This window comes from Acinetobacter sp. 102 (assembly GCF_037028485.1).
GTDB classification, from domain to species: domain Bacteria; phylum Pseudomonadota; class Gammaproteobacteria; order Pseudomonadales; family Moraxellaceae; genus Acinetobacter; species Acinetobacter higginsii.
On the sequence record NZ_JAZEZK010000020.1, the window covers coordinates 70,123 to 77,002 of the forward strand.

Sequence of the window (6,880 nt, forward strand, 5' to 3'; positions counted from 1 at the left end):
GATGAAAGGGACATCATTCAAAGCGATACTGTTCACGCTGCTCAGTTTTTGCTGCTCAAGTATTGCATTCGCGGGTCCAGACCTAGGTGCTGCTGAACAGCAGGCGACTAACTGGCACGCGATCATTATGTTTACGATCTTTGTCGGTTTCACATTGTTCATTACCAAATGGGCGGCAAAGCAAACTCAATCTGCACAAGACTTTTATACGGCAGGTGGTGGAATCAGTGGTTTCCAAAATGGTTTGGCGATTGCGGGTGACTATATGTCAGCGGCATCATTTTTGGGTATTTCAGCATTAGTTTTTAGCTCAGGCTTTGATGGCTTACTTTACTCACTTGGTTTTATGGTAGGTTGGCCAATCGTACTTTTCCTTGTTGCGGAACGCTTACGTAACTTAGGAAAATATAATTTGTCAGACGTGGTGTCATTCCGTTTGGAAGAAAAGCCAGTCCGTACTTTAGCAGCATTTAGCTCATTGGTTGTGGTTGCATTCTACCTGATCGCACAGATGGTGGGTGCAGGTCAGTTGATCAAATTGCTATTCGGTTTGAACTACAACATCGCAGTTGTGATCGTCGGTCTATTGATGATGGCTTATGTGATCTTCGGTGGTATGTTGGCAACGACTTGGGTACAGATCATCAAAGCGGTGATGCTACTCAGTGGCGCGACTTTCATGGCCTTTATGGTGATGAAAGCAGTTGGCTTTAGCTTCACCAATATGTTTAACCAAGCCATTGGTGTGTATAGCCAAGCGCATAGCATGAGCTGGGAAGAAGCATCAAAAATCATGGGGCCGGGTAAACTCGCGGCAAACCCAATTGATGCGTTATCACTTGGTCTTGCTTTGATGTTTGGTACGGCAGGTTTACCTCATATCCTTATGCGTTTCTTTACAGTAAAAGATGCAAAAGAAGCACGTAAATCAGTTGTGGTTGCAACTGGCTTTATTGGTTACTTCTATCTGCTCACCTTCATTATCGGTTTCGGTGCAATCCTGTTTGTTGCGAACAACCCACAATTCCTTGATGTTGCAAAAGCGGCAGTAACAGGAAAATTAGAGTTGGTTGGTGGTAACAACATGGCTGCCGTGCATTTAAGTGATGCAGTGGGTGGCGACTTGTTCATGGGCTTCATTTCAGCGGTCGCATTCGCAACGATTCTTGCGGTGGTTGCTGGTTTGACTCTGTCTGGTGCTTCAGCGATTTCACATGACTTATATGCCAATGTGTTCAAAAAAGGCAAAACCACGCCTGAATCTGAATTGAAGATGTCAAAAATTGCAACTTTAGGTTTAGCAATCTTTGCCATGATCTTGGGTATCTTGTTTGAGAAGCAAAACGTTGCCTTCATGGTGGGCTTAGCATTCTCAGTCGCATGTTGTGCAAACTTCCCAATCCTCGTGTTATCAATGTTCTGGAAAGGTTTGACTACACGTGGTGCGGTGATTGGTGGTGTGGTTGGTTTGGTTGGTGCGGTGAGCCTAATCATTCTGTCTAAAGCAGTTTGGGTGGATACTTTGGCAATTTCTGAAACTGCGCCAAACCCATTCAATGGTCCAGCATTATTTGCAATGCCACTCTCATTCTTCTGCTGCTGGTTCTTCTCTGTAACAGACAAGTCAGCACGTGCGGAGAAAGAGCGTAAAGCCTTTGATGCTCAGTTTGTGCGTTCAATGACAGGGATCGGTGCTTCTGGCGCGTCAGATCACTAATCAAAACCAAGCATAAAAAAAGCCCTCATTGATTGAGGGCTTTTTTATGGCTTACTGATGCATACTGGCCAGTTGCTGCCCTTGGTTGCGATATAAAGACAAACCAATGCGCTGTAAATGCCGTCCATTTTGTTCAAGGAAGTTATTTAATTTTGGAATATGTTTAGCACCTGTATATAAGGCTAAATTACGACCAATCAGATAATAAGCAAACCATGATGCCGATTGCGGAGCTAAACCGAGCTTCTGCATTTTGTTACGACCAATAAAAAATTGAGTAATTTCGAGATGCTGCTTATAGGCCAGTTTCTGTTGGAAAGAACGTAGATAGCGATATTTTCGCTCAAAGGGTTCTTTGGAAAGACTGGAACCCAATGAAGCGCTGCTGGCATCAGATTGAGGATGCGCGAAATGCATCCAGTAAATCAGTTTCCAGCCATCGGCTTCTTGATCGACTAACCATTTTTCTTCAACGCCCATTAGCCAGCCTGCGTATTTCCAAAAATGTAAAAAGCTGTCGACTTCTTGTTTACTTGGAAAAATGCCTAAAGCCCGGATCCCAAGCAATACCACACCGCTAAAAGCGATATTGGTCATTGCCTGATCATATTGATTGATTGGAATTCCCCAAGTTTCGGCATCCCATTTCTCCGATTTTTGCAGTTGATGACGCACGAGTGAATGAATAAAACGCACAAAAATGGTTGAGGTAAAACCTTTGCTAAAACGTTCAAAGCCATTTTTTTCGGTGATGTCAACCCACCATTTGGTGGTTTCAGCCAGACGTGTACCTGCCTGTTTTTTTAATGCGCCTGTCAGGACCAAGGGTTGATTAAAACCAGGGTACATATAGCCGGTCATTAGGGATAAATCTCGGAGGATCAGTCCGTTATTGATTCCCAAGCGATAGGTAAACTTCAGTGCAGCATCAATTTTGTTTTGATCATACCAAGCAGGTTTTTGTTCAACGAATTGGAAGAAGGTAGTGAGTTCAGGAATCTCATGTGGCAATTCATCTAAACCTTGATATAACGCCGTTTCAAAGTATTTGCGATGTTGTTTTGGATTTTCTAAAACCCAAAGCAGCAGTTGATCCATGGGTTGATCACCACTTTGCAGAGCGGTATTCAGTGCCTGATACTCTTCATAGCTTGGTTGTACCTGTTGATGGGTCATATAACTCAGAATTTTGGTTTTGATATTGGACTGACTCATGTCTTCAAACGCAGCCAAGCGTTTAGGTTTAATGATGCTTTGCATTGCATAAAGCCTGTGATTGTTATTTAATCAAAGCTTAATATGAATAATTATTCGCATTCAATTCGCATTCCAGTCGAGTTTGTTTATGAGAAAAAGACCACAGCAGCAACGTGCCAAAATGATTGTCGAAAGCATTTTGGAAGGGGCGCAGAAATGTATTTCTGAATATGGGGTTTTGCAGGTGACGACGCCTAAAATCTCTGAAAAATCAGGCGTTAGTGTTGGGTCGATCTATCAGTATTTTGAAAATAAAGAACAAATCATCGCAGAACTATTATTGCGTAAAAGTGAAAGCTTGGGGCAAGCCGTAAAGCAACTGGTGATGCTACAACAACAAACCCCTATTCAAGACATCATCACATTAAGTATTGCGTTTGGCTTTGAATCTTTGAAATCTGATCAAGGTTTTTTTATCGAAATCTTAAAAAACTGGCATGCCTATAGTGACTCGGAAGCGGCACAGGTGTTGGAGCAACACTTCTTGGAAATCGGCATGTATTTATTTGGTCGTTACTATCCGCAGTGGGATTTTGAAACTTTAAAACATAAGTCTTTTGTGATTATTAACAGTACTCTATTTACCATGATGCGTTATGCCAGTAAAAATACTTTTCTTATTGAAGAACAACGACTACAACAAGAACTCTCGAAAATGATTGTTTCATTTTTAGATGCAGTATGATGCGATTGATAAGAAAACCAGAACAAGATTTAGGAATAACAACATGCAAACGTTAAAACAATTTTGGCAGAGCCTTCGCTTACTTCCATCAGCATGGTTATTGCTGGTTCAATTGGCCTTGTTGATTTTATATATGTTGACCACTGGCGACAGTGAATTTCGTGCTTTAACTTGGTCGCTGGGCGTATTGGCCTTATTGATCATCGCTAAAGTGATTCGGCAAAGCCCTGTATTTACCTTTTGGGGACTGGTTTTTGTGAGTGGTGCTTTTTTATTTTCGATCCTGATTTTTATTGGCTATAGCAATTTGATGATTCAGATCATCGCACATAGTTTTGAAGCGTTGGCTTATTTCTATGCAGCATATGGTTTGTTGCGCTATATGTTTGCGGATCGTTATCTCACCAAAGATGAATTGTTTGCAGCCGGGGCAGTATTTACCCTCATCGCTTGGGCTTTTGCCTTCTTATATAGTATCTGTCAGTTAATCCTGCCAAATAGTTTTCAAAATCCCAATCAACCTCAAGCCTTACAACATTGGCTGGATTTATTGTTTTTGAGTTTTAGTCTGCAGTCCGCAACTGGATTATCGGATTTAATCCCGATCAGCCCTGCGGCCAGAGTGTTGGCAATGTTGCAAATGTTTGGTGGTGTCATGTATTTGGCTGTGGTGGTGTCTCGTCTCATTGCCTTACAGTATATTGCACATGCGCCAAAACACGCCAATGATAAAGAATAGCTTTGTTACAGCATTACAACTGCTTTATTTTTCACATTTTTTATAATTAGTATCGAGTTTTACATGCTTTAAGCTCGCTTTTATTCACATTGTGAATGTCTTCTTTGGCCATCATGGCCTGTCCATTATCATTAGAATAACGTGAGGGAATTATGCCTTCCAAGCCATCTTCGCAGTTTGCGAATGTGAATCCAAACGTGTTTTTAAGCACGGTGATTATCATTGCGATTTTTATCGCAATCGTCATTATCGCACCCAGCTCATTTGAATTTCTGACACAACAACTGAAGCAATGGATCACGGACTCGTTTAGCTGGTTCTATGTCCTCTCTGTTGCGGTGTTTTTGATTTTACTGATTTATATTGCCTGTTCGGCCAGCGGCAAAATTAAATTAGGCCCTGATCACAGCCAACCCGAATATAGTAATGGCTCGTGGTTTGCCATGCTGTTTACCGCAGGGATGGGGATCGGGTTAATGTTCTTCGGTGTAGCTGAGCCGGTGATGCACTATGTTAGCCCACCCAGTGGTGATCCTGAAAGTGTCGCTTCGGCACAGCAAGCCTTGAGAATTACCTTTTTCCATTGGGGCTTGCATGCATGGGCAATTTACGCCGTGGTTGGATTGGCCTTGGCCTATTTTGCTTATCGGCATAATCTGCCATTAAAAACCCGTTCCGCCTTATATCCAATTATTGGTAAGAAAATCTATGGCCCTTGGGGGGATGGGATTGATACCTTTGCCACCATTGGTACAGTTTTCGGGGTGGCGACCTCTTTAGGTTTTGGTGTGACGCAAATCAATTCAGGTCTGCATTATCTATTTGGGATTGAGCAAAGCAGCAATGTTCAGGTGATCCTGATTATTTTTGTTAGTGCTTTGGCATCCATGTCGGTATTTTTAGGTCTGGATAAAGGGGTCAAACGCCTTTCCGAACTCAATCTAATTTTGGCTTTGGTGTTGTTGGCTTTTGTATTTATTGCTGGCCCAAGTATTTATCTGCTGCAAACCACCATTCAAAACATGGGTTCGTATATGTCGAACCTATTCGGCATGACCTTCAACCTCTACGCCTATCAACCGAATGGTTGGATTGGTGGTTGGACCATTATGTATTGGGCATGGTGGATTTCATGGTCGCCGTTTGTAGGCATGTTTATTGCCCGTGTGTCGCGTGGTCGAACCATCCGTGAATTTATTGTTGGGGTGTTATTGATTCCGACAGGTTTTACCATTATCTGGATGGGCTTTTTAGGTAATGCCGCACTGTTTAGCATTATGCAAGAGCATAATGTAAGTTTGCTTCATGCCGTGCAAACGGATTCATCAGTCGCTTTATTTGAGTTTTTGAATCATTTGCCATTTTCGGGTGTGATGAGTTTGTTGGCAACCGTATTGGTGATGCTCTTTTTCGTAACATCTGCGGATTCGGGTGCTTTGGTTACCGATTATCTCACCGCTAAAACCGAGAACTCACCAACATGGCAAAGACTATTTTGGACGGTATTGATGGCAGCCTTGGCTATTATCCTGCTGTTGGTTGGTGGTCTGTCTGCATTGCAATCCTCTATTATTATGAGCGCATTGCCTTTTACTTTTATTATGTTGCTGATGAGTTGGGGTTTACTCAAAGCCTTGAAGTTGGATGTCACCAAAATGAAGGCGATTCAAGAGGCGCGTATTACCCCACGTGCCATCAATAATCCACGCAGTTGGCAGCAGCGTTTAGGTTTAATCATGCATTATCCGCATACTGAAACTGAAGTTCAGCACTATATCGATACGCAAGTTCGTAAGGCTTTTGAAAGTATTCAGCGTGAATTCAAACGCCGTCACTTGGAAGTGGAGATTCGTGAAATCGAAAATGGTCTGCAATTGCATGTCGATCATCACCATGAAATTAACTTTACCTATAAAGTGGTTTCGCATGCCACTGTTCCACCTAGCTTTATGTTAGGGCGTGCAGATGAAGATGAGGCCAATTACTTTCAGGCAGAAGTATTCTTGCGTGAAGGTGGGCAAAACTATGATGTGATGGATTGGACGCAAGAAGATTTGATTCAGGACATTATTGATCAATATGAACGTCATCTTTACTTCCTAAATATTGTGAGAGGCACAACGTCTTAATCAAAAATTCTGACTGTAATATGGAAAACAACGGTTTTGAGCTTATCAAAGCCGTTGTTTTTATTTGGATGAATGTATTTTAAGCATGAAGAGGATGCAGGAAAGGCTTTTTAGCGAAGTGGGGTGGTTAAAATAAAAGCTAAATATAAAGATAAAGTTGTTTTTCGGCTGATAATTAAAGCGTATTTATTAGAAAATCATTAAATTACAGGTATTTACGTTGTTTAAATTCACTTTTAAGATAATTAATAAATTTTAAATTATATAAATCAGTGAATTAGATAAGTTAAAGTTTAAAAATAAAACAACCGAATAATTTAATTTTTAAAAGTGCTTGCACCTGATGTGAAATA

5 protein-coding genes are annotated in these 6,880 nt (G+C 41.5%); 4 read left to right on the forward strand and 1 reads right to left on the reverse strand.

Going from position 1 to position 6,880, the window contains the following annotated elements; genetic code table 11:
- The first annotated feature begins 1 nt into the window (after position 1).
- Complete coding sequence (locus tag WA352_RS17715; protein ID WP_017402153.1) at positions 2 to 1,717, forward strand: cation acetate symporter; 1,716 nt, start codon at positions 2 to 4, stop codon at positions 1,715 to 1,717.
- A gap of 51 nt (positions 1,718 to 1,768) precedes the next feature.
- Here WA352_RS17715 and WA352_RS17720 read toward each other — a convergent pair whose 3' ends face one another.
- A complete protein-coding gene (locus tag WA352_RS17720; protein WP_005319681.1) occupies positions 1,769 to 2,977 on the reverse strand; it encodes an oxygenase MpaB family protein in 1,209 nt (402 codons plus the stop codon).
- Between the two features lie 85 nt (positions 2,978 to 3,062).
- On the opposite strand from WA352_RS17720, the gene WA352_RS17725 reads away from it, so the two are divergent.
- From WA352_RS17725 to WA352_RS17735, 3 genes are all read left to right on the forward strand, one after another.
- Positions 3,063 to 3,659 carry a TetR/AcrR family transcriptional regulator gene (locus WA352_RS17725; RefSeq protein ID WP_005319678.1) on the forward strand — a complete coding sequence of 199 codons (597 nt, stop codon included), beginning with the start codon at positions 3,063 to 3,065 and terminating at the stop codon, positions 3,657 to 3,659.
- A gap of 43 nt (positions 3,660 to 3,702) precedes the next feature.
- Entirely contained in the window at positions 3,703 to 4,398 is a 696-nt protein-coding gene (locus WA352_RS17730) for an ion channel (RefSeq protein ID WP_005319676.1), read from the forward strand.
- A gap of 152 nt (positions 4,399 to 4,550) precedes the next feature.
- Positions 4,551 to 6,527, forward strand: coding sequence for a BCCT family transporter (locus tag WA352_RS17735; RefSeq protein ID WP_005319672.1), 1,977 nt, complete (start codon positions 4,551 to 4,553; stop codon positions 6,525 to 6,527).
- Positions 6,528 to 6,880 lie beyond the last annotated feature (353 nt).